The organism is Litchfieldella rifensis (genome assembly GCF_042646605.1).
Classification (GTDB): Bacteria; Pseudomonadota; Gammaproteobacteria; order Pseudomonadales; family Halomonadaceae; genus Litchfieldella; species Litchfieldella rifensis.
Window position 1 is genome coordinate 104833 of record NZ_JBHRUG010000026.1, and the last position, 22234, is coordinate 127066.

The 22234-nt window shown below is 64.6% G+C and carries 23 protein-coding genes; 8 read left to right on the forward strand and 15 right to left on the reverse strand.

The genetic code is table 11. The annotated features are described in order from the left end of the window. The first annotated feature begins 83 nt into the window (after positions 1-83). The 6 genes from ubiD (at position 84) to ACFOEV_RS12235 (ending at position 4782) form a co-directional block, all read left to right on the forward strand. Positions 84-1589 carry a 4-hydroxy-3-polyprenylbenzoate decarboxylase gene (gene ubiD, locus ACFOEV_RS12210; RefSeq protein ID WP_386774287.1) on the forward strand — a complete coding sequence of 502 codons (1506 nt, stop codon included), beginning with the start codon at positions 84-86 and terminating at the stop codon, positions 1587-1589. After that, positions 1586-2365 carry an NAD(P)H-flavin reductase gene (locus ACFOEV_RS12215; RefSeq protein ID WP_386774288.1) on the forward strand — a complete coding sequence of 260 codons (780 nt, stop codon included), beginning with the start codon at positions 1586-1588 and terminating at the stop codon, positions 2363-2365. Before ubiD ends, ACFOEV_RS12215 begins: the two co-directional genes overlap by 4 nt. Beyond that, complete coding sequence (gene folM, locus ACFOEV_RS12220) at positions 2362-3075, forward strand: dihydromonapterin reductase (RefSeq protein ID WP_386774290.1); 714 nt, start codon at positions 2362-2364, stop codon at positions 3073-3075. Before ACFOEV_RS12215 ends, folM begins: the two co-directional genes overlap by 4 nt. 43 nt (positions 3076-3118) lie before the next feature. Continuing rightward, positions 3119-3244: a hypothetical protein gene (locus tag ACFOEV_RS12225; RefSeq protein ID WP_386774292.1), complete on the forward strand. Its 126-nt coding sequence runs from the start codon at positions 3119-3121 to the stop codon at positions 3242-3244. 66 nt (positions 3245-3310) lie between these two features. Continuing rightward, positions 3311-3451 carry a hypothetical protein gene (locus tag ACFOEV_RS12230; protein ID WP_386774294.1) on the forward strand — a complete coding sequence of 47 codons (141 nt, stop codon included), beginning with the start codon at positions 3311-3313 and terminating at the stop codon, positions 3449-3451. A 269-nt stretch (positions 3452-3720) separates the two neighbouring features. After that, complete coding sequence (locus ACFOEV_RS12235) at positions 3721-4782, forward strand: 3-deoxy-7-phosphoheptulonate synthase (RefSeq protein WP_386774296.1); 1062 nt, start codon at positions 3721-3723, stop codon at positions 4780-4782. 76 nt (positions 4783-4858) lie between these two features. Here ACFOEV_RS12235 and ppk1 read toward each other — a convergent pair whose 3' ends face one another. Together ppk1 and hemB are read right to left on the reverse strand one after the other, a co-directional pair. Further along, positions 4859-7081: a polyphosphate kinase 1 gene (gene ppk1, locus ACFOEV_RS12240; protein WP_386774298.1), complete on the reverse strand. Its 2223-nt coding sequence runs from the start codon at positions 7079-7081 to the stop codon at positions 4859-4861. A 40-nt stretch (positions 7082-7121) separates the two neighbouring features. Beyond that, positions 7122-8129 carry a porphobilinogen synthase gene (hemB, locus tag ACFOEV_RS12245; protein WP_386774300.1) on the reverse strand — a complete coding sequence of 336 codons (1008 nt, stop codon included), beginning with the start codon at positions 8127-8129 and terminating at the stop codon, positions 7122-7124. A gap of 307 nt (positions 8130-8436) precedes the next feature. On the opposite strand from hemB, the gene elbB reads away from it, so the two are divergent. Next, the gene (elbB, locus tag ACFOEV_RS12250; protein WP_386774302.1) at positions 8437-9096 is read left to right on the forward strand and encodes an isoprenoid biosynthesis glyoxalase ElbB; all 660 of its coding nucleotides are present in this window, start codon (positions 8437-8439) and stop codon (positions 9094-9096) included. A 136-nt stretch (positions 9097-9232) separates the two neighbouring features. Here the strand turns inward: elbB and tatC are convergent, their stop codons facing one another. The 13 genes from tatC to ACFOEV_RS12315 all read right to left on the reverse strand — a co-directional run bounded on the left by tatC (position 9233) and on the right by ACFOEV_RS12315 (position 21790). Then, on the reverse strand, positions 9233-10018 hold the full coding sequence (gene tatC, locus ACFOEV_RS12255) for a twin-arginine translocase subunit TatC (RefSeq protein WP_386774304.1): 786 nt from the start codon (positions 10016-10018) through the stop codon (positions 9233-9235). Beyond that, a complete protein-coding gene (gene tatB, locus ACFOEV_RS12260; protein WP_386774306.1) occupies positions 10015-10488 on the reverse strand; it encodes a Sec-independent protein translocase protein TatB in 474 nt (157 codons plus the stop codon). The genes tatC and tatB overlap by 4 nt, the downstream gene beginning before the upstream one ends. 6 nt (positions 10489-10494) lie before the next feature. Continuing rightward, positions 10495-10755, reverse strand: a complete 261-nt coding sequence (gene tatA, locus ACFOEV_RS12265; RefSeq protein ID WP_386774308.1) for a Sec-independent protein translocase subunit TatA — start codon at positions 10753-10755, stop codon at positions 10495-10497. A gap of 13 nt (positions 10756-10768) precedes the next feature. Beyond that, positions 10769-11110: a phosphoribosyl-ATP diphosphatase gene (locus ACFOEV_RS12270; RefSeq protein WP_386774310.1), complete on the reverse strand. Its 342-nt coding sequence runs from the start codon at positions 11108-11110 to the stop codon at positions 10769-10771. Between the two features lie 50 nt (positions 11111-11160). Then, a complete protein-coding gene (gene ubiB / locus ACFOEV_RS12275) occupies positions 11161-12783 on the reverse strand; it encodes a ubiquinone biosynthesis regulatory protein kinase UbiB (RefSeq protein ID WP_386774312.1) in 1623 nt (540 codons plus the stop codon). Continuing rightward, positions 12780-13400: a ubiquinone biosynthesis accessory factor UbiJ gene (locus ACFOEV_RS12280; protein WP_386774314.1), complete on the reverse strand. Its 621-nt coding sequence runs from the start codon at positions 13398-13400 to the stop codon at positions 12780-12782. Before ACFOEV_RS12280 ends, ubiB begins: the two co-directional genes overlap by 4 nt. Then, positions 13400-14146, reverse strand: a complete 747-nt coding sequence (ubiE, locus tag ACFOEV_RS12285) for a bifunctional demethylmenaquinone methyltransferase/2-methoxy-6-polyprenyl-1,4-benzoquinol methylase UbiE (protein ID WP_386774316.1) — start codon at positions 14144-14146, stop codon at positions 13400-13402. Before ubiE ends, ACFOEV_RS12280 begins: the two co-directional genes overlap by 1 nt. 106 nt (positions 14147-14252) lie before the next feature. Beyond that, positions 14253-14636 carry a gamma-butyrobetaine hydroxylase-like domain-containing protein gene (locus ACFOEV_RS12290; protein ID WP_386774318.1) on the reverse strand — a complete coding sequence of 128 codons (384 nt, stop codon included), beginning with the start codon at positions 14634-14636 and terminating at the stop codon, positions 14253-14255. Between the two features lie 215 nt (positions 14637-14851). Then, positions 14852-16171, reverse strand: a complete 1320-nt coding sequence (hslU, locus tag ACFOEV_RS12295) for an ATP-dependent protease ATPase subunit HslU (RefSeq protein WP_386774320.1) — start codon at positions 16169-16171, stop codon at positions 14852-14854. 3 nt (positions 16172-16174) lie between these two features. Further along, positions 16175-16693 (reverse strand): ATP-dependent protease subunit HslV, encoded by a 519-nt coding sequence (gene hslV / locus ACFOEV_RS12300; RefSeq protein ID WP_386774322.1) that lies wholly within the window; start codon positions 16691-16693, stop codon positions 16175-16177. Positions 16694-16777: 84 nt separating this feature from the next. After that, positions 16778-17518 carry an SPOR domain-containing protein gene (locus ACFOEV_RS12305; RefSeq protein WP_386774324.1) on the reverse strand — a complete coding sequence of 247 codons (741 nt, stop codon included), beginning with the start codon at positions 17516-17518 and terminating at the stop codon, positions 16778-16780. A gap of 3 nt (positions 17519-17521) precedes the next feature. Next, entirely contained in the window at positions 17522-19207 is a 1686-nt protein-coding gene (gene argS, locus ACFOEV_RS12310; protein WP_386774326.1) for an arginine--tRNA ligase, read from the reverse strand. Between the two features lie 294 nt (positions 19208-19501). Further along, the gene (locus ACFOEV_RS12315; RefSeq protein ID WP_386774328.1) at positions 19502-21790 is read right to left on the reverse strand and encodes a primosomal protein N'; all 2289 of its coding nucleotides are present in this window, start codon (positions 21788-21790) and stop codon (positions 19502-19504) included. A gap of 130 nt (positions 21791-21920) precedes the next feature. On the opposite strand from ACFOEV_RS12315, the gene rpmE reads away from it, so the two are divergent. Next, a complete protein-coding gene (rpmE, locus tag ACFOEV_RS12320; protein ID WP_386774330.1) occupies positions 21921-22136 on the forward strand; it encodes a 50S ribosomal protein L31 in 216 nt (71 codons plus the stop codon). Positions 22137-22234 lie beyond the last annotated feature (98 nt).

Below are 22234 nucleotides of genomic sequence, written 5' to 3' on the forward strand. Positions count from 1 at the left end.
GCGGGCGGCGGAGATGGAACGGAAAATCGAAGGGGCCGCATGCTATGCTGCCCCTTTTGTCGTTCGGGTAACGGGAAAACCGGATGAAGTATAAGGACTTGCGCGAGTTTATCGCGGCCCTGGAAGAAGCGGGGGAGCTGCAGCGGGTCACCGCCGAGGTCGATCCCTACCTGGAAATCACCGAGATCTGTGACCGCACCCTGCGTGCCGGTGGCCCGGCACTGTTGTTCGAGAACGTCAAGGGCCACGACATGCCGCTGCTCGGCAACCTGTTCGGCACCCCCAAGCGGGTGGCGCTGGGCATGGGGCAGGACTCGGTCGAGGCCTTGCGCGAAGTCGGCAAGTTGCTGGCCTTTCTCAAGGAACCCGATCCCCCCAAGGGGTTCCGTGACGCCTGGGACAAGCTGCCGATCTTCAAGCAGGTAATGAGCATGGGGCCCAAGACCCTGCGCAGTGCCCCGGTGCAGGAAGTCGTGCTCGAAGGCGATGCCGTCGACCTCGATCGCCTGCCCATCCAGCATTGCTGGCCCGGCGACGTTGCGCCCTTGGTCACCTGGGCACTGGTGGTCACCAAGGGACCACACAAGAGCCGCCAGAACCTGGGCATCTATCGCCAGCAGAAGCTTTCCCGGAACCGCCTGATCATGCGCTGGCTGTCACACCGTGGCGGCGCTCTGGACTTCCAGGAATGGCAGGCCGCTCATCCCGGCGAGCCCTTCCCGGTGGCAGTGGCGCTGGGGGCCGATCCAGCGACCATCCTCGGCGCGGTGACCCCGGTGCCGGACTCGCTGTCCGAATACGCTTTCGCTGGGCTGCTGCGCGGCTCGCGTACCGAACTGGTCAAGTGCGGGCATGCCGACCTCGAGGTGCCGGCGTCGGCGGAAATCATCCTGGAAGGGTTCATCTATCCCGACGATACGGCGCCGGAAGGCCCCTATGGCGATCACACCGGCTACTACAACGAGGTCGAGACCTTTCCGGTGTTCAGCGTGGAGCGCATCACCCACCGCCGCGACCCCATCTATCATTCGACCTACACCGGACGTCCGCCGGACGAGCCGGCGATTCTCGGCCTGGCGTTGAACGAGGTCTTCGTGCCGATCCTGCAGAAGCAGTTTCCCGAGATCGTCGACTTCTACCTGCCGCCGGAGGGTTGCTCCTATCGCATGGCGGTGGTGACCATGAAGAAGCAGTATCCGGGCCATGCCAAGCGCGTGATGATGGGAGTGTGGAGCTTCCTGCGCCAGTTCATGTACACCAAGTTCGTGGTGGTGCTCGACGACGACGTCGACGCGCGTGACTGGCAGGACGTGATCTGGGCCATTACCACCCGTATGGACCCGGCCCGTGATACGGTGGTGGTCGAGAACACGCCCATCGATTATCTCGATTTCGCTTCCCCGGTGGCAGGCCTGGGCTCGAAGATGGGCCTGGATGCCACCGGCAAGTGGCCCGGGGAAACCGATCGCGAGTGGGGCACGCCCATCGTCATGGATGAGCGCATCAAGACGCGGGTCGATGCTCGGTGGGAGGAATTCGGTATCGCCTTGCCCGCCGCGGGCTACGCTATAGACAAGAGGATCCCATGACGGCAAGGACCCTGACCTGCCATGTGACGACGGTGGAAGATCTGACCCCCGATGTATTCCGGGTGCGTCTGGAAGGGCGTGCCGAGGCCATGGCCCATGCCCCGGGCCAGTATCTGGAGCTCAAGCTCGACGACACGACCTGGGTGCCGTTCTCGATTGCCAACGCTCACGCCGGGGATGGCGCGCTCGAGTTGCATATTCAGCACTGGCCGGAGCGTGCCAACTCGGCGCGGCTGCGTGAATTGGTGCAGCACGCCGCCCAGCTCACCCTGCGCTTGCCGGATGGCGACTGTGTGCTGGATACGACGAGTGACCACCCCCTGACGTTGATCGCCGCCGGTACCGGCTTCGCGCAGATGAAGGCCATCGTCGAGGCGTCGCTGGCCACGGATCCGGCGCGCCCGATCGACCTGTGGTGGGCGGTACGTGAACGGCGTGATCTGTATCTGGAAAGTCTGGCTCGCCAGTGGGCGGCCGACCACGTTCACTTCCATTTCCATGGCGTGATCGAGACGCCCCCGGAAGCGGATTTCGATGACACCCGTGTGACCGCTCATGTGGGGCGTGTCGATCAGGTACTAGCCCGTGAACTCGTCGATGTCCGTGGGCACGATGTCTATATTTCCGGTTCGCCAGGCATGGTCTACGCCTGCATCGATGTCCTGGCGTCGCTGGGCCTCGAGTCGTCGCGTGTATTCTCGGACGTCTTCGCCTATGCGCCGCGCACCCCTCTGGTGCCTACGGTGGGCAGCCTGAGGCGGGGAACCGGTTCATGAGCGTCTCGCCGATCCTGATCACCGGTGGCGCCCAGCGCCTGGGACGCTACTGTGCCGAACGCCTGCTCGACGACGGCCATCCGCTGATCGTCAGCTACCGTCGCGATCGTAACGAGCTCGAGGCGCTGCGCCGCCGAGGCGTGGTGACGCTGCAGGCCGATTTCGCCTCAGAGGCCGGGATTCTGGACTTTATCGCGCGACTCAAGGCCGAGACCTCATCGCTCCGAGCCATCGTTCACAATGCCGGCGATTGGGCCCCCGACAGCCTGGGAAACGATGCCGGCAGCAACTTCGAGCGGTTGTTCCGGGTGCACATGCAAGCCCCTTATCTGATCAATCTGCATTGCCGCGAACTGCTCGAGGCGGCCGGCGAGCCCCAGCGCGACATCATCCACATCACCGACCATGTAGCGCTCAGAGGCTCAAGGAAGCATGCCGCCTATGCCGCCACCAAGGCCGGACTCGACAACCTGACCCTCTCCTTTGCCGCCATGTATGCACCAACCATCCAGGTCAATGCCATCGCCCCGGCGCTGATCATGTTGGGAGAGGACGACGACGAGGCCTATGCCGAGGAAGCGAAGGCCAAGTCCGCCATGGAAATGATTCCCGGACCAGGCGTCATCTACCAGAGCCTGCGCTACCTGCTCGACAACCGTTACGTTACCGGTATGACTCTGCCGGTCGATGGCGGGCGACACCTGGGGTAGAATAGGCGGCATCTTTCGGTCATCGCTGCATGAGGAAACGCAAATGGCAGAGTACGATCCCAACTTCAAGGACGAGAGCGGCTTGCTGGCCGTATTCCTGGGGCTCGCGGTACTGGTTGGCATGGCGGCCTTGCCGGCAACCATCGCCTGGATACAACTGCTGGGTTAAGTAAGGCTTGCCAAGGCCTCTCAGCCGTGTAGGATAAAAATCAGGATTTCAGGAGACAGCCCCATCATGACCGTCGATCTCGCCATGCCATCTGTGAACGCGATGCCCGTTTGTGGCGACGCGTTCCGTGTGCCGCTGGCCGAGTGTCCGGTCTGGTATTGGAGCTATTGGTTTAGCGCCGGCGTGCCGGCGGCGAGGTCATGTTGACCTGAACCGCGAGGCACGCCCAACCACGGGTTGCCTCCACCACTCTTCACCCCCGGTCGGCAACCCGATCGGGGGTTTTTCGTTATGAGGAGGAAGATCATGGTCGAACGTATCGCGGATATCGCCCGAGTCCCGAGCAGCCACTATTATGCGGGTTACGGCAGCTGGCGATTTAGCGATATCCGGTCGGTACAGTTCGCCACCTCCGGCCGGCAGATCAGTGGTGGCCTGACAGTACGATGTTCGATACCTTGCCAAGGACACTATCAATGACTGCCCAGCTTTCCATGACCGAGACCCCCGCCGCGGAGACCGCCCCGACACGCGGCGACAGTCTGCCCACCCCCCAGGCCCTGCGCCAACGCTTTCCCGTCGATGTGGCGCTCAGAGAGTGTATCCAGGCCCATCGTGAGGCCGTTCGCGACATTCTCGACGGCCGTGACGACCGCCTGTTGGTGGTCGTCGGCCCCTGTTCGATTCACGACCCCCAGGCCGCACGCGAATATGCTGAGCATCTCAGCGTGCTGGCACGGCAGGTGGAGGACCGCCTACTGCTGGTGATGCGCGTCTATGTGGAAAAGCCGCGCACCACCGTGGGCTGGAAGGGCCTGGCCTATGATCCGCACCTCGATGGCAGCAACGACATGGCGCATGGCCTGGCCGCCTCGCGTGAATTGATGCGCGATATCGCCGCCTTGGGGCTGCCGGTGGCCACCGAGTTGCTGCAGCCCATGCTCGCGCCCTACCTCGAGGATCTGCTGGCCTGGACGGCGATCGGGGCGCGCACCACCGAATCGCAGATCCACCGCGAACTGGCCAGTGGCCTGGAGGCGGCGGTGGGGTTCAAGAATGCCACCGACGGCGATGTCGGTGTCGCCATCGACGCGATCCGTGCCGCGGCGCATGGCCATCGTCACTTTGCCCTGGACCTCGATGGCCGCGCCTTCATGCGTGAGACTCCCGGCAATCCCTACACGCACGTGGTATTGCGTGGCGGGCATGGCGAGCCGAACTACCAGGCGGAAGCCGTGTGCGCCTGTCGTCGGGCGTTGGAAAAGGCCGGGCTCGAGCCGCGCCTGATGGTCGATTGTAGCCACGCCAATTCGCGCAAGGACCATCGCCGGCAGAGCGAAGTACTGCTGGATGTGTTGGGTCAGCGCCTGGCCGGGGACCGCAGTCTGATCGGGGTGATGCTCGAGAGTTACCTGCATGGGGGCAAACAGCCCCTGCAGCCGGGGGCGCTGCGTCATGGCGTCTCGATCACCGACGCCTGTCTGGGCTGGGAGAGGACCGAGCACCTGCTGCTGACCGTCGCCGAGCGCTTGCGCTAGCGGACCCCGATACGTCGATCATGAGATGGACGACTCGCCGGCAGCGCGAGGAGCAGGGCTTGCCGCAGGAGGTCGCCTACGCCTTGGCGGCGTAGGCATAGAGCAGGGTCTCCTGGGCGCTGATCGGTGCGCTGTCGCCGGGGTGTTGCTTGAGATAGGTGCCGTCGGATTGCAGCAGCCAGCTCTGGCAGTTGTCCACCAGATAGGTTTCCAGGTCCTTGCGGATCCGCGCGGCGAGCTTCCTGTCGAGGAGCGGGAAGCAGGTTTCCACACGATGGAACATGTTGCGTTCCATGAAGTCAGCGCTTGAAGCCCACGCCTCGGACTTGCCGTCGTTGTTGAAGTAGAACACCCGGGTGTGTTCGAGGAAGCGGCCGATGATCGAGCGTACGCGGATATTGTCCGAGACGCCCGGGACGCCGGGACGCAGGCAGCACATGCCGCGGATGATCAGGTCGCACTCCACGCCGGCCTTGGAGGCGCGGTAGAGGGCGCGGATCAGCTTGGGCTCGGTGAGCGAGTTGCACTTGATGATCAGGTGGGCGCGTTTGCCCTTCTCGGCCAGGGCTGCTTCGCGCTCGATCATCGCCACCAGGCGGTCGTGCAGGGTGAAGGGGGCGTGCAGCAGGGTTTCGATGCGGCGCGCCTTGCCCATGCCCGATAGCTGCTGGAAGACCTTGTGCACGTCTTCGCACAATGTCGCGTTGGCGGTGAACAGGCTGTAGTCGGTATACAGCTTGGCGGTCCTGGAGTGGTAGTTACCGGTGCCGAGATGCACATAGTAGCGCAGCTCGCCCTTCTCGCGGCGCACGATATGCAGCATCTTGGCATGGGTCTTGTACGCCATGACGCCGTAGATGACGATGGCGCCGGCTTCCTGCAGCCGCGAGGCGAGCGCCAGGTTGTCGGCTTCGTCGAAGCGGGCGCGGAGCTCGATCACCACGGTGACTTCCTTGCCGTTGCGCGCCGCTTCCACCAGCGCCCTGACGATAGGCGACTCGGCGCCGGTGCGATACAGGGTCTGCTTGATGGCCAGCACGGCCGGGTCACGGGCGGCTTCGGCGAGCAGATCCTCGATCGGGGCGAACGACTGGAAGGGGTGATGCAACAGGATATCGCCATCGGCGATGGCATCGAACAGGCTCGTTCCCTTCTGCAAGGGCTTGGGCAGGCCCGGGGTAAAGGGGCGGTAGCGCAGCTCGGGACGATCCACGTCCGCCAAGACGGCCATCATGCGGGTCAGGTTGACCGGACCGTTGACTCGATACAGGTCAGTCTCGCCGAGTTCGAACTGCTTGAGCAGGAAGGCCGCCAGGTCGTCGGGACAGTTGTCGGCCACCTCCAGGCGCACGCCACTGCCGTAACGCCGCGCCAGCAGTTCCCCGCGCAGCGCCGAAGCCAGGTCCGAGACCTCCTCCGGGTCCATCGACAGGTCAGCGTTGCGGGTCAGGCGGAACTGGTAGCAACCGCGTACCGCCATGCCGGGGAAGACCTCCTGGGCATGGGCGTGGATCATCGATGACAGGAAGACATATTCGGTGAATCCCTCGGTGCACAACGCCTGGGGCAGGGCGATCAGCCGCGGCAGCGAGCGCGGGGCGGGGAGAATGGCCAGTCCGCCCTCGCGACCGAAGGCATCCTTGCCTTCGAGCTCGACGATGAAGTTTAGGCTCTTGTTGACCAGACGCGGGAAGGGATGCGACGGGTCGAGGCCGATGGGGCTGATCACCGGCATGATTTCGTCTTCGAAATAATCGCGTACCCAGCGTGACTGTTCCTCGGTCCAGTGATCGCGGCGCCGAAAGCGCAGTCCCTGCTCTTCGAGGGCCGGAATCAAGGCCTGGTTGAGGACGCGATACTGACGGTCCACCTGCTCGTGAGTGATGCGCGAGATCTCGGCCAGTGCCTGGCGCGGGGTCATGCCATCGGCGCCGGTTTCCTCGTGGCCCAGGGCGAGCTGGTGCTTGAGACCGGCGACGCGGATCTCGAAGAACTCGTCGAGGTTCGACGAAAAGATCAGCAGGAACATCAGCCGATCGAGCAGGGGATGCGAGGTGTCCAGGGCCTGTTCCAGCACCCGGATGTTGAACTGCAGGTTGGTCAGCTCGCGGTTGAAATACAGCGAGGAATCATCCAGGTCGGCTTGCATGGCGGAAGACGACTTGGCATGAATGCCGGTGCGAGTGCGATTGACCCGCAATGGTGGTGGCTCACCGAGGGCTTCAGTGACTGGAGATTCAGCGGGTGAACCTGCGGCGTAAGATACGGGGTCGTGATCGGGACTGCGCGAGTCTTCCATCTTGCCTCCAACGGTCGGCGGAAGGGCGCGGTCCCTTCCGTCATTGCGCCAGCAGCCGAGCGGCGCGCTTGGCGAAGTAGGTCAGCACGCCATCGGCGCCGGCGCGCTTGAAGCACATCAGTGATTCGAGAATTACCGTGTCGGCGTCCAGCCATCCCTGCTCGAAGGCCGCCATGTGCATGGCGTATTCGCCGCTGACCTGATAAACGAAAGTCGGTACCTGGAACTCGCTCTTGACCCGCTGCACCACGTCGAGATAGGGCATGCCCGGCTTGACCATCACCATGTCGGCGCCCTCGGCCAGGTCCAGGGCCACCTCGTGCAAGGCCTCGTCGCCGTTGGCCGGGTCCATCTGGTAGGTGGCCTTGTCCGCCTTGCCCAAGTTGCCGGCCGAGCCGACGGCATCGCGAAAGGGCCCGTAATAGCGCGAGGCGTACTTCGCGCTGTAGGCCATGATGCGCGTGTTGTGCAACTGTTCCTGCTCGAGCACGCGGCGAATCGCCCCGATGCGTCCGTCCATCATGTCCGATGGCGCCACCACGTCGGCGCCCGCCTCGGCATGGGATAATGCCTGCTTGAGCAGCGTCTCCACGGTGCGGTCGTTGTGCACGTAGCCGTGTGCGTCGAGGATGCCGTCCTGGCCATGACTGGTGTAGGGATCCAGCGCCACATCGGTGATGATGCCGAGCTTGGGGCAGGCAGCCTTGAGTTCGCGCACGCTGCGTTGCACCAGACCGCCGGCATTGTAGGCCTCCTCGGCCAATTCGCTCTTGAGTCCGGGGTCGACCACCGGAAACAGGGCCAGCGCGGGGATACCGAGGTCGACGGCCTCACGGGCTTCGTCGATCAGCAGATCCAGCGACAGGCGCTCGACGCCGGGCATCGAGGGGACGGCCTCGCGGCGTCCCTCGCCATCGAGCACGAACACCGGCCAGATCAGGTCGCCCGAGGTGAGTGTCGATTCGCGCATCAGGCGCCGAGAAAAGTCGTCCTTGCGCATGCGCCGAAGACGTGTCGATGGGTATTGGCGTGGACTGAATAGACTCAAGATGAAATCTCCGGTCGAGAGGCGAGCGACCGATATTGCGAATCATCATCGCGCATGAATATGACGAAGGGATGACAACGGCGGTCGCTCCGACCTCGAGGGCGGTAAACGAATGATGTCGTAATGATACTGTCATGAGTATATCAGTGCCGGGCAATGTCGGAAGCGCCGGCTTGTCGCACCTCACAGGACTCTCTAAAGTGAAAAGTTCCCCTTCGGGCTAAAGTGAAGGCTTCCACCTTCGAATTTCGTCAGGGACGCCAGGCGCAGGGCACTGACGAGGCAGCGGGCATTCAAGGAGAGCGTCATGAACAAACGAGTCGCGGTCATTCTCTCGGGTTGTGGCGTCCAGGATGGGGCGGAAATCTACGAGGCGACCCTGACAATGTTGCGCCTCGATCAGCGTGGCATCGACTATCGCTGCTTCGCCCCGGACATCGACCAGCATCATGTGATCGATCATCTGAGTGGCGACGTGACGACGGAGCGGCGTAATGTGCTGGTGGAATCCGCCCGCCTGGCACGCGGCGAGATCGAGTCACTGGAAGCGCTCGAGGCCGACGACTTCGAGGGGATCGTCCTGCCCGGTGGCTTCGGGGTGGCCAAGAATCTCTCGGATTTCCAGGCGGCCGGGGCCGATATGGAGATTTTGCCGCTGCTCAGGGACAAGATCGAGGACTTTCGCGAGGCTCGCAAGCCGATCGGGCTGATGTGCATCGCCTCGGTGCTGGTTCCCCGGCTGTTGGGCGAGGGGGTGCCGGTGACCGTCGGCCATGATCCTGGTGTCGCTGGGGCGATCAGTGCCATGGGAGGGTTGCACCGTAGCTGCAAGGTGGACGAGATCGTCGTCGATCATGAACACCGGGTGATCACCACGCCCGCCTATATGCTGGCCGAACGCATCAGTGACGCCGCCAGCGGGATCTTCAAGCTGGTCGACAAGCTCGATGAGATGATGGAGCAATAGGCCGAAGCGGGAAGAGCGGCGCTACGCGGCTGGAAGCGGCCGGGCTACGCCCGGAGCTTGAAGCCATAAGCTTGAAGCAGGAAGAAAACCCTTGACCCGAACTTCAGGGGCAATATGCCAGCTTCCAGCTTCCAGCTTACGGCTCGTCACTCTCCGTATCTTCGTCGTCTTCCTCGGCTGACTTGCGCTTGACCAGGCGCCCGAACAGGATGCCAACCTCGTAGAGCAGGTACATGGGCACCGCCAGCAGGCTCTGGGAAATCACGTCCGGAGGCGTCAGCAGCATGCCGATGACGAAGCAGCCCAGCACGATGTAGGGGCGTTTCTTCGACAGGCTTTCCACCGTGGTGGCCCCGGAATAGATCAGCAGGAAGGTGGCGATGGGGATCTCGAAGGCCACGCCGAAGGCGAAGAACAGCTTGAGCACGAAGTTGAGGTATTGGTTGATATCGGTCATTACCGCCACGTCCTCCGGCCCGGTCTGGGTGAAGAACTGGAACAGTAGCGGGAACACGACGTAATAGGCGAAGGCCGCACCGGCGTAGAACAGGGCCACGCTCGAGACCAGCAACGGGATGGCCAGGCGCTTCTCGTTGTCGTAGAGGCCGGGGGCGATGAAGGCCCACGCCTGGTGGAGCACGAAGGGCACGGCAATGAATACCGCCACCACCAGGGTCAGTTTGAAGGGGGCCAGGAACGGCGAAGCCACTTCGGTGGCGATCATCTGCGAGCCTTCCGGCAGCAACGCCATCAGTGGCTGCGCGACGAACGAGTAGATGTCGTTGGCGAAGGCATAGAGACCCAGGAAGATCACCAGAACGGCGATCACCGCACGTATCAGGCGTGAGCGCAGCTCGATCAGGTGCTCGATCAATGGGGCCTGAGCCTGGTCCTTGTCCTGGGGGTCACGCGACGCGGTCATTGGGTGCGGGAGTCCTTGTCTCGGGGCTGCGTGGCGGCGGGGTCGTCGCTGGCCGTGTCGTCACCGTCGCCCGTCTGCGCCTCGCGTTCGAGGACGGGGTCCAGACGCCGGGTGCTGTCGTCGTCGCTGGTTGCCGGCGGGTCCTCAGTCTTGGCCTTATCCTCGGACTTGGTCTTCTCTTCGGGCTTGACCTTGTCAGCGCTGTCGTCCGCCTCGGCATAGCGCTCGACGTCGCGCTTGACCTTCCCTAGGCTCTCATCGAGCTTCTTCTGTTGCTCGTTGAGTTTCTGGCGCAGCTCTTCCGCCTCCAACTGCGCGGAGATCTCGCGTTGCATCCCGGAGACGCTGCGCTTGATCTTACCGATCCACAAGCCAGTGGTCCGGGCCGCCTTGGGCAGGCGCTCGGGGCCCAGCACCAGTAGGCCGACCACACCGATGATCAGCAGTTCGAGGAAGCCGATATCGAACATGGGCGGTTACTTGCGCTCGTCCTGTTCCTCGGGCTTGTGCTCGGCCTTGACGTCGTAGGTCGTGCCACCCTCGTCGTCGTGGCTGACGCGTTCCTGGGAGTCGGCGTCCTTGTCCTTGTTCTTCTCTTCCTCGTGCATGGCCTTCTTGAAGCCCTTCACGGCCCCGCCCAGGTCGCCACCGACATTACGCAGCTTCTTGGTGCCGAAGATCAGGATGATGATGCCGAGTACGATCAGCAACTGCCAGATACTGATGCCACCTAACATGGAGTCTCTCCCCTTATTGATCGGAGGTACGGGCGGCCTTCTCATCCAGCCCGGAAATGCCGAAACGGCGTGCCAGTTCCTCCAGCACGTCCTGATGATCGATGCCCAGATGCGACAGCATCACCAGGCTATGAAACCACAGGTCAGCGGTTTCGGCGACCACCGCTTGCCGCTGAGCTTCAACGTCGCCGTAAGCATCCTTGGCGGCGAGAATGGTCTCGGTGGCCTCTTCGCCCACCTTCTCGAGAATCTTGTTCAGGCCCTTGTGATGCAGCGACGCCACGTAGGATGTCGTCGGGTCCGCATGGCGGCGTTGTGCCAATACTTCGGCAAGCTGTTTGAGTATATCGTTCATTGCAAAAGCCCATTAAGTGAAATCAAGAAGCCGCCCGTTGGATGCGTGGGTCAGTGCCAGGTCAGCAGGACCACGCCCAGCGCTGCGGCGAGCAGCACCGGCCACGGCTGCCCCGCGGCCCAGCCCAGCAGGGGTTGCCAGGCCAGTGCCAGGGCCAGCAGCAATAGCCCGAGACGCATCCGCCTGGTGCTGCGGGCGGCGTGATTCAAATGGCGGCGCATGCCGGTCAGCGCCTCGGCCTGGCGCCGGCGCTGCTTGTGCTCGACTTCGGCGCGGGTCAGTGCCTGATGGGCGAGCACCGGCAGCTCGGGCAACTGGCGCGTCAGCTCCGGCGCCTGGCGTCGCAACGAATCCCACAGGCCGCGTGGGCCGGCACGATCCTTCATCCAGCGCTCGAGATAGGGCTTGGCCGTGCTCCACAGATCCAAATCAGGGTAAAGCTGGCGCCCCAGTCCTTCGATATTGAGCAGCGTCTTCTGCAACAGCACCAGTTGCGGCTGGACTTCCATGTTGAAGCGACGCGCGGTCTGGAACAGCCCCAGCAGTACCTGGCCGAAGGAGATGTCCTTGAGCGGCTTCTCGAGGATCGGCTCGCAGACGGCGCGAATGGCGGCGGCGAACTCGTTGGCACGGGTGCCCTCGCCGACCCAGCCGGACTCGATATGTAGCGCGGCGACCTCGTAGTAGTCCTGATGAAAGAAGGCTAGCAGGTTGCGCGCCAGGTAGTCCTGGTCCTCGCGGGTCAGGCTGCCGACGATGCCGCAGTCGATGGCGATATACTGGGGATCCGATGGGTCGCCGTGGGCGACGAAGATGTTGCCCGGGTGCATGTCGGCATGGAAGAAGTTGTCGCGGAACACCTGGGTGAAGAAGATTTCCACGCCGCGCTCGGCCAATTTTCGCAGGTCGGTGCCGTGGGCCTGGAGTGCCGCGAGATCGGCCACCGGCACCCCATGGATCCGTTCCTGGACCATCACGCGGCGATGCGTCAGCGGCCAGTGAATGCCTGGCACGTACAGCAGTGGCGAGTCCTTGAAGTTGCGCTTGAGCTGCGACGTATTGGCGGCCTCCTTGTGCAGGTCGAGCTCGTCGAACAGGGTCGCCTCGTAGTCGGCGACGACCTCCACGGGACGCAGGCGTCGGGCTTCGGGGATGCGCTTCAGGAGGTGGGCCACGCGATACATCAGCGCCATGTCCTGGCGCATGACGCGCTCGATGCCGGGGCGGATGATCTTGACCACCACCTCTTCGCCGGTGTGCAGGCGGGCGGCATGCACCTGGGCAACGGAGGCCGACGCCAGGGGCAGGGTGTCGAAGTGGGCGAAGGCGGCGGACAGGGACATGGCGAGTTCCTGTTCGACCAGGGCTTCGGCTTCCTCGCCGGGGAAGGGGGGGACCTGATCCTGCAGGCGCTTGAGTTCGTCGGCGATATCCGCGGGGAACAGATCGCGCCGAGTCGACAGCATCTGACCGAACTTGACGAAGATCGGGCCCAGCGTCTCCAGGGCCAGTCGCAGGCGTTCGCCTCGCGAGCGAGGCCCCACCGGGAACAGGCGCAGCGGGGACAGCAGGAATAGCAAGCGCAGCAGCCAGGGCAAGCGCTCCATGGGGATCAGGGTATCCAGCCGGTAGCGGGTGATGACCCAGAAGATCCACACCAGGCGCAAGCTCATTGGCACGCCTCCCTATCGGCCAGACGGCGAGTCAGCCGCGCCACACGGGCTTCCAGACGATCGGTGGCCACTTCCAGTTCGGTCAGGTGATCGCGCAACACGTCGAACTGTGAACGGCCCGGCAGCAGGCGGGCTTCCTCGAAGACGTATTCGCTGATGTCGGCTTGCAGCTCACGTCGGGTTCGCTGTCCCCAGCGTGACAGCCGGCGCGCTCCTTCGGCCAGGTGGTGCGCCGGGGTGTCGCCGAGCCAGTTGGCCAATTCGGTTTCCCAGTCGAGGTCGAGGTCGCACAGCAGGTCGCGGGCGTCTTCCAGCAACTGGGGGCGCCCCCGAACGGCCAAACGACCACTGAGCATCAAGCGCTCGATGGACTCGCCGCCGAGCAGGCTGCCCAGGGCCTCGCTGTCGAGCTCGACGCTGACGTCAGCCGCGCTTTCGGCCTCGCCGCTCGCGTGCCTCAGATGCAGGCCGCGATCGTCGAAGTCGATCGCCAGCGCCAGTCGGGGGCGCCGCAGGCAGAACAGCAGCCGCGAGCCATTCAACCGTGCCAGGCGAGCCGGGGCCGCTGGGTCGCGGGACAGCAGGGTGTTCAAGGTGTGTTCGGCCAGGCGCAACATTACAACTTGATGCCGCGATGCAAGGCGACGATGCCGCCGGTAAGGTTGGTGTATTCGACGCGTTCCAGCCCGGCGGCTTCCATCATCGCCTTGAGCGTCTCCTGGTCGGGGTGCATGCGGATCGACTCGGCCAGGTAGCGATAGCTATCGGCATCGCCCGCCACCACCTCGCCGATCTTCGGCAACAAACGGAAGGAATACTCGTCGTAGGCCCTGGACAGCAGCGGGTTGCCGGGCTTGGAGAACTCCAGCACCAGCAGTCGTCCCCCGGGCTTGAGGACCCGGGCCATGGAGCGCAGGGCGGCATCCTTGTCGGTCACGTTGCGCAGGCCGAAGGCGATGGTGATGCAGTCGAAGCTGTTGTCGGGAAACGGCAGGCATTCGGCATTGGCCTGGACGTATTCGACATTGCCGCCCACGCCATGGTCGAGCAGCTTGTCGCGCCCCACGCGCAACATGGATTCGTTGATATCGGCCAGCACCACACGGCCGCGAGGGCCGACGCGACGTGCAAACGGCAGTGTGAGATCGCCGGTGCCGCCGGCGATATCGAGCACGCTATGGCCAGGGCGCACGCCGGCACGCTCGAGTGTCAGGCGTTTCCACAGCCGGTGGATGCCGAGCGACATCAGGTCATTCATCACGTCGTAGCGCGCCGCCACCGAGTGGAAGACGTCGGCGACCCGCGAGGCCTTTTCTTCGATCGGGACTTCCTGATAGCCGAAGTGGGTGGTGCGCTTGTCCATGGAGGGGTCCTGGGCGGTTGAGGATAAGGCGGTGGCGATATTGTAGCCTTCCCATGCCGGCCTTGTCTTTGACCTCGGTCGCTTGCCCAGGAATGCGTCGTGTGCCTCAGAGCTGCTTGATCTGGATACCGGACGGTTCACGCGAGGCACCGGCCTCGTCGAGCCGCCGGAGATAGTCGGCCCAGTTGGCGTCCCGGTTGCGGGCCAGGTCGTAGAGGTAGTCCCAGCTGTACAGGCCGCTGTCGTGGCCGTCGTCGAAGTGCAGCTTGAGCGCGTAACGACCGGCCTGGGTGATGTTCTTCAGGCCGACATCCTTCTTGCCGACCTGGAGTACGGCGGTGTCCTTGCCATGGCCGCGCACCTCGGCCGACGGCGAGTAGACCCGCAGGTACTCGACCGACAGGCGATAGCTCTCGCCACCCTCGTAGGTCAACTCGAGTTCGCGGGCCTTCTTGTGGTAATGCACACGGGTGGGAATCGGGGCGGACATAAAACACCTTCGGTGAGCGGTAAGCCTGAAGCTGTAAGCTGGAAGTTAACCCCAAAGTGAAGACGGAAGACGGAAGACGGAAGAAGATAGGGTGATAGATGTCCCTTATCTTCTCGGCACGAAGTGCCGGCCTTCCATCTTCAAGCGGCACAGCCGCCTCTCCTATCTTCCTGCCGCGAAGCGGCGTTCTTACAGCTTCGAGCTTACGGCTGTGGTTAAAGGATATACCGCGACAGATCCTCGTCCAACGCCAGTTCGCCGAGCTGGGAGTTGACGTAGTCGGCGTCGATGGTCAGCGGGCCGCCCAGGTCGCCGCCCTTGAAGGAGGCCTCCTCGAGCAAGCGCTCCATCACGGTGTGCAGCCGCCGCGCGCCGATGTTCTCGGTGCCTTCGTTGACCCGCCAGGCGATCTCGGCGATCCGCTGGATACCGTCGTCGGTGAACGCGATCTCGAGGCCGTCGGTGGCCAGCAGCGCCTGGTACTGCTTGGTCAGGGCCGCCGAGGGCTCGGTGAGGATGCGCTGGAAGTCGTCCGGGGTCAGCGCATTGAGCTCGACGCGGATCGGCAGGCGCCCCTGCAGCTCGGGGATCAGGTCCGAGGGCTTGGACAGGTGGAAGGCGCCGGAGGCGATGAACAGGATATGGTCGGTCCTGACCATGCCGTGCTTGGTCGACACCGTCGAGCCCTCGATCAGCGGCAGCAGGTCGCGCTGCACGCCCTCGCGGGAGACATCGCCGCCGCTGGTCTGCTGCCCCTTGGTGACCTTGTCGATCTCGTCGAGGAAGACGATGCCATTCTGCTCGACGGCCTCGATGGCGCGCCGCTTGATCTCTTCGTCATTGACCAGCTTGGCGGCTTCCTCGTCGCACAGCAGTTGCCAGGCATCCTTGACCGTGACGCGCTTGGTTTCGCTCTTCTGCCGGCCCATGTTGGCGAACAGGCTCTGTAGCTGGCTGGTCATCTCCTCCATGCCCGGCGGGGTCATGATATCGATGCCCGGTCCCTGAGGGGTGATCTCGACATCGATTTCCTTGTCGTCGAGCTGGCCCTCGCGGAGCTTCTTGCGAAACAGCTGGCGGGTGGAGCTGTCCTGGCGGGTACTGTCTTCCTGGCCGCGCGGTGGCGGCAGCAGGGCATCGAGGATGCGATCCTCGGCGGCATCCTCGGCCTTGTGGCGCACCTCGACCTTGGCCTGTTCGCGTACCAGCTTGATCGAGGCCTCGGTCAGGTCACGCACGATCGACTCGACGTCGCGTCCCACATAACCGACCTCGGTGAACTTGGTCGCCTCGACCTTGATGAAGGGCGCATTGGCGAGCTTGGCCAGGCGGCGGGCGATCTCGGTCTTGCCGACACCGGTGGGGCCGATCATCAGGATGTTCTTGGGCGTGACTTCGCTGCGCAACTCGTCGTCGAGCTGCATGCGCCGCCAACGGTTACGCAGCGCGATGGCCACGGACCGCTTGGCATCTTGCTGGCCAATGATGAACTGGTCTAGCGCGTGGACGATCTCGCGGGGGGTCATCTGGGTCATGGTTCAGAGCTCTTCCAGCGTGACGTTGTGGTTGGTGAAGACACAGATGTCGGCGGCGATGTCGAGTGACTTTTCGGTGATCTCGCGGGCCGAGAGCTCGGTGTTTTCGAGCAGGGCGCGGGCGGCAGCCAGGGCAAAGTTGCCTCCCGAGCCGATAGCGATGATACCGCGTTCCGGTTCCACCACGTCACCGTTGCCGGTAATGATCAACGAGGCATGCTTGTCGGCCACCGCCAGCAGGGCCTCGAGCCGGCGTAGGGCACGGTCGGTGCGCCAGTCCTTGGCCAGTTCCACGGCGGCCTTGACCAGATGGCCCTGGTGTTTCTCGAGCTGGGACTCGAAGCGCTCGAACAGGGTGAAGGCGTCGGCGGTGCCTCCGGCGAAACCAGCCAACACCTGATTGCGATACAGGCGCCGTACCTTGCTGGCATTGCCCTTCATCACGGTGTTGCCCAGCGATACCTGGCCATCGCCGGCCAGGGCGACCTGGTCACCGCGGCGCACGGATACGATCGTGGTCATGGGGATAGGGCTCCAGAAAATGGTGTGAGATCGGACATGCGGGCAGGAGGGCGTGAAATCAACCGTCGCAAGCCGAGTGTCCGGTCAGTTCTGCTGCAGGCGAATCAGCAGCGGCTCGATGCCCTGGGTAACCATCAAGTCCTGGGCACGATTGAGTTCGCGCCGGTCATCGTAGGGGCCGACCTGTACCCGGTGCCAGGTATCGCCTCCGCCGGTTTGCACCTCGCTGATCTTGGCCATCAGTCCAAAATCGCGCAGTCGTCCGGCCAGGCGCTGGGCGTCACCGGATTCACGGAAGGAAGCGGCCTGCAGCATGTAGCGACTGCTGGCGGCCGTGGGTTGGGGCGCCTGACGTTTTTCCTCGGGTGATGCCATGCTGCGCTCCACCGCCTCGTCGATGCTTGCCAGTTGGGCGGCGATGGGATCGTTGGCGGTTTCCGGTTCGGGGCGTTCCGCCGTCGGGGCCTGTGGCCGAGGTGTCGTGGCTTCCGAGCGCGGTGCGATGACCTCGGATTCCGGTAACAGCGTATAGAACTCGAAGGTTGGCATGCGCGACTCGCTAGACGTCTTCCCCGTGTTCCCGTCACGCGAAGAGGACGCGTCGGGCGAGGCGCTGGACGAGGGCTTGGGCAGTACCGTGGCCAGCGGCGTGGGGGCCGATTCCTGCACATACTGGGCCAGGAAGAAGCCGGCCACCAGGCCGGCGACGCCCCATAGCCAGCCGGGAATGCCGGAACGGGCCTTGCCGGGCGCACGGCGACGGGAAGTGGCGCCGCTGCGCTTGGCCGGGCGTGAATTCCCTTGGCGTGACGGGCGAGCGGCCATGGTTCACATCTCCTCGGGGGCGCTGACGCCCAGCAGGTTGAGGCCATTGCGGAGCACCTGGCGAGTCGCCAGGCCCAGCGCCAGGCGGGCATTGCGCAGGCCGTCGTCGTCGACCATGACCTTGACCGCGTTGTAGCAGGTATGGAAGTCCGCGGCCAGGTCCTGCAGGTACTGAGCGACTTGTTGAGGTTCGCGGCTGTTGGCGGCGTGTTGGACGACTTCGGGGAAGCGCGCCAGGCGGTTCATCAGCGCCTTCTCCTGGTCGGTTTCGAGTCGCGCGAGGTTATTCATGGCCTGGCCATAGTCGAAGTCGCATCCTTGCGTGTCGGCCTTGCGCAGCACGCTGCACACCCGGGCATGTGCGTACTGGATGTAGTAGACCGGGTTGTCGTTGGACTGTGAGCGCGCCAGGTCGATATCGAAGGTCAGCTGGGAGTCGGCGCGCCGGGCGACGAGGAAGTAGCGCGTGGCATCACGGCCGACTTCGTCGATCAGGTCGCGCAGGGTCACGTAACTGCCGGCGCGCTTGGAGAGCTTGACCTCTTCGCCGGAGCGGGTGACCAGCACCATCTGGTGCAGCACGTAGTCCGGCCAGCCCGGGGGGATGCCGGTTTCGAGTGCCTGCAGGCCGGCGCGGACCCGGGTCACGGTCGAGTGGTGGTCGGCCCCCTGTTCGTTGATCACCTGCTGGAAGCCGCGCTGCCACTTGTCCAGGTGGTAGGCGACATCGGGCAGGAAGTAGGTGTAGCCGCCGTCCGTCTTGCGCATCACCCGGTCCTTGTCGTCGCCGAAGTCGGTGGTGCGCAGCCACAGAGCACCGTCCTGCTCATAGGTGTGGCCGCCTTCGATCAAGCGTTCGACGGTGGCCTCGACCTTGCCGTCGTCGTACAGCGAGGACTCGAGGAAGTAGACGTCGAACTCGACGCCGAAGGCCTTGAGGTCGAGGTCCTGTTCGCGGCGCAGATAGGCCACGGCGAATTCGCGGATGGCGTCGAGGTCGTCGGGGTCGGCCTTGGCGGTGACATGGCGGTCGTCGGCGTGCACGGTATCGCCGGCCAGGTAGCTGTTGGCCACGTCGACGATGTAGTCACCGCGATAGCCGTCTGCCGGCCAACTGGCGTCGTCGGGGCCCAGGCCCTTGGCGCGCGCTTGCACCGAGGCCGCCAGGTTGCTGATCTGGGCGCCGGCATCGTTGTAGTAGAACTCGCGGGTGACATCGAAGCCGGTGGCCTCGAGCAGGCGACAGATGCTGTCACCGATCGCTGCACCGCGGCCGTGACCGACGTGCAGCGGGCCGGTGGGGTTGGCGGAGACGAATTCCACCTGCACTTTCTCGCCCTTGCCGGCCAGGCTGCGGCCAAAGGTGTCACCGGCGTCGAGCACCGTGGGGATGATCTGCGCTGCGGCGTCGGTGGCGGCGAAGAAGTTGATGAAGCCGGGACCGGCGATCTCGGTCTTCTGCACGGCGTCGCTAGTCGGCAGCGCGGCGACCAGGGCCTCAGCCAGGTCACGGGGCCTCTTGCCCGCCGGCTTGGCCAGCATCAGCGCCAGGTTGGTGGCGTAGTCGCCGTGGGCCTTGTCCTTGGTGACATCGACCTTGATGGTCGGGGCGATGTCCTGGGGCAGTTCGCCCTGCTGCTTGAGAGTGGCGAGGGCCTCGTCGAGCAGCGAGATGATGGTGTCTTTCATGGAAACTCTGATGTCCTGTGGCTCGGGCGTGGCGCGCCTGGGTGACCGTGAGTGGCGCACCGCGCGACGACGGCCCACAAAGGGGCATGGTCGGCCATTATCGGCAATTGCGGCGCGGCTTTAAACCCTGCAAGGTGACTACGAGCTACGAGCTACGAGCTACGAGCTACGAGCTACGAGCTACGAGCTACGAGCTACGAGCTACGAGCTACGAGCTACGAGCTACGAGCTACGAGCTACGAGCTACGGGTTGCTCGTGGCCCGAAGCCCGAAGCCCGAAGCCGAAGCCCGTGGCTAGGATAGCGTCTGCGGATCGATATCCAGCGACCAGCGTACGCGGCGCGCCTCGCGGCTTCGTTCCAGCCAGGCGGCGAGCCAGGCGGCGGCCTCGTGCAGCTTGCTGCGCTGGGCCCCGGAAAGCATGAGTTGCACATGGTAGCGGTTCTGGCGGCGTTCCATGGGTGCCGGTACCGGCCCCAGGCACTGTACGCCGTCGTGTTCCTGTCCCAGTCGGTCGCGCAGGGCCATGGCGGCATTGGCGGCGAGCGCCGTGGCATCGGCGTCGCGCGGGCTCTCGAAGCGTGCCAGGGCCAGGAAGCGATAGGGCGGCAGGCCGGCGACACGCCGCTCCTCGAGCAACTGGCTCGCCAGGGCGTCGTAGCCGTTGTCCGCCAGCAGCCGCAGGTGGGGGTCGTCGCTGTGCAGGGTCTGTACCAATACCCGCCCGGGGTGTTCGGCACGTCCGGCACGTCCGGCTACCTGGATCAGCAACTGGGCGCTGTGCTCCAGCGCGCGGAAGTCACTGGCATAGAGGCCGGCATCGGCGTTGATCACGACCACCAGGGTGACATGGGGCAGGTGATGGCCTTTGGCCAGCATCTGGGTGCCCACCAGCAGGCATGGCGCGCCGCGACGGACCTCGGTCAGGGCCTGCTCGAAGGCGTCCTTGCGTCGCGTGCTGTCGCGGTCGATGCGGTAGACCGGCGTCTCGGGAAAGAGGGTCGCCAGGGTCTCTTCGGCGCGCTCGGTGCCGGCCCCCAAGGGACGCAGGTCGGCACTGCCGCACTCGGGGCAGGCGTCGGGCAATGGCTGCTGACGTTCGCAGTGATGACAGGCCAGTTGCGGCGGTTGGCGATGCAGGGTCAGGCGAGCATCGCAGTGATCGCACTCGGCCAACCAGCCACAGGTATGGCACGCGAGTGTCGGCGCAAAGCCGCGGCGATTGATGAATACCAGCACCTGACGGCCGGCGGCGAGCGTGTGGCGAATGGCATCGATCGCCGGCGCGATCAATCCGCCCTGGCGGGGGCGGCCGCGCAAGTCGACCAGTTCCAGTCGCGCCGGCGCATGGCGACTGGCGCGCCGCGTCAGGCGCAGGTGTCGGTAACGCCCGGCCTGCGCCTGGGCAAGGCTCTCCAGTGAAGGGGTTGCGCTGCCCAGCAGCACCGGGATGCCATGGTGGTGAGCACGGATCACAGCGAGGTCGCGAGCATGGTAGCGCAGGCCGTCCTGTTGCTTGTAGGAGCCGTCATGCTCTTCGTCGACGATGATCGCGCCGGGATTGGCCAATGGGGTGAAGATCGCCGAGCGGGTGCCGATCACGATCGGGGCGCGGCCATTGGCGGCGGCCAGCCAGGCATCGAGGCGTTCGCCATCGCTGATCCCGGAGTGCAGGGCCACCACCGGCACGCGGAAACGCTTGCGGAAGCGCGCCACGGTCTGGGGGGTGAGGCCGATCTCGGGGACCAGCACCAGCGCCTGGCGGCCACGGGCGATCACGGCTTCGATCAATTGCAGGTAGACCTCGGTCTTGCCGCTGCCGGTCACCCCGTGGAGCAGGCAGGGATGATAACGGTCGAGGCCTTCGTGCATGGCGGCGAGAGCCGTGCCCTGCTCGCGATTCAGAGGCAGCGCCGGCTCGGCCAGCCAGCCGGCGCTGCCGGGGGAGGGGGTGTCGATGACGGCTTCCCGCCGGCATTCGATCAGCCCTTTGCCGGCGAGGGCGTCGAGCTGGGCACGGCCGAAACCCTGGGCGGCGATGGCGCTGCTCACCAAACCTCTCGGGTGCTGGCGTAGCAGTTCCAGCAGCTCGGCCTGACGCCGGGCACGTCCGAGCCGCTCGGAGGAGCTGTCCCGACCGCTGGCGGTGAGGCGCCAGCGCTCCCGGGTACGGGCTTCCAGCGTACGCCCCTGGCGCAGCAATACCGGCAACGACTGATGCAGGGTGTCGCCCAGGGCGTGCTGGTAGTAGCGCGCGGTAAAGCGGCACAGCCATAACCAGTCGTCGGGTAGCGGTGTGGCATCGAGCCAGGCGCTGATGGGCTTGAGGTCGGCGAACGGCACCTCGCTGTGCGCCCGACACTCGACGACGATACCAACCACCTCGCGGCGGCCGAACGGCACGCGTACCCGCAGCCCCGGTTGCCAGCCCCCCGGAGGAACGCTCGGGCCGGTGCGATAGTCGAATAGTCGCCGCAACGGTGTGGGCACGGCGACGCCGAGTACCGCGGGAAAAGAGGGAGTCGAGGGTGTGGCTGGCAATTGGCCTCCGGCGCTGGCTCTGCTAGAATACCCGGCCGTCATGCATGCCTCTGGCAGGCCACATGGCGATAACCGGTCCGTGTCCGTACTATCGAGTCGTACCACAGACAACCCGTATGCGGTGCCTGGCAAGAAGATCAGGTGGCGGCATACTGCTTCATGAGGCTTAGAGATGAAACAAGGTATCCATCCCGAATACAAGACGGTCACTGCCACCTGTTCGTGTGGCGCGACCTTCCAGATCGGCTCCACCGCCGGTCACGACCTCGCTCTGGACGTTTGTTCCCAGTGTCATCCCTTCTATACCGGCAAGCAGAAGCAGGCGACCACCGGTGGCCGCGTCGAGCGCTTCAACAAGCGTTTCGGTGCCGCCGTCAAGCGCGGCTGAGCACGGGCGCTGTCCGACGGTAGCGCGCTGGCGCTGGCATACCAAAAGCCCGCCCCTGGGAATTCCAGGGGCGGGCTTTTGTATCTGGGTTCAGCCAG